This is a genomic window from Mesorhizobium caraganae, from assembly GCF_016836705.1.
Lineage (GTDB): Bacteria > Pseudomonadota > Alphaproteobacteria > Rhizobiales > Rhizobiaceae > Mesorhizobium > Mesorhizobium caraganae.
Window position 1 is genome coordinate 1 of record NZ_JAFCGY010000145.1, and the last position, 451, is coordinate 451.

Annotated in this window: 1 protein-coding gene; it reads right to left on the bottom strand. The window is 69.0% G+C overall.

The window, feature by feature from the left end; all coding sequences use genetic code 11:
* On the bottom strand, positions 1 to 451 hold a 451-nt coding region (locus JQK88_RS35695), incomplete at both ends, for a VCBS domain-containing protein (protein ID WP_203281285.1).

A 451-nucleotide genomic window follows, 5' to 3' on the forward strand; every position in this document is an offset into this window, starting at 1 on the left:
CATCGCTGGCGTCGAGATCGCCGGTCGCCGGCGAGGTGCCGGCCGTGCCGTTGGCAACGCCGGAGGCTTCGGTCAGCGAGCCGCTGGCATCGCCGGTGATCTCCGCCGCGTCATTGGCGCCGTTGATCGAGATGACGATGTCCTTGGTCGTGCCGTCCGAGGTCTGCACGGTGATGGTGTCGGTGAGTGCCGGATCGCCGGTGTTGAGCGCCTGGACGGCGGCGTCATCCTCGTTGAGCGCATAGCTCCATTCGCCGGCCGCGTTGATCGACAGCGTGCCGTGCACGCCGTTGGTCAGCACCGAGAAGTCGGTGCCGCTGTCGACATCGCTGGCGTCGAGATCGCCGGTCGCCGGCGAGGTGCCGGCCGTGCCGTTGGCAACGCCGGAGGCTTCGGTCAGCGAGCCGCTGGCATCGCCGGTGATCTCCGCCGCGTCATTGGCGCCGTTGAT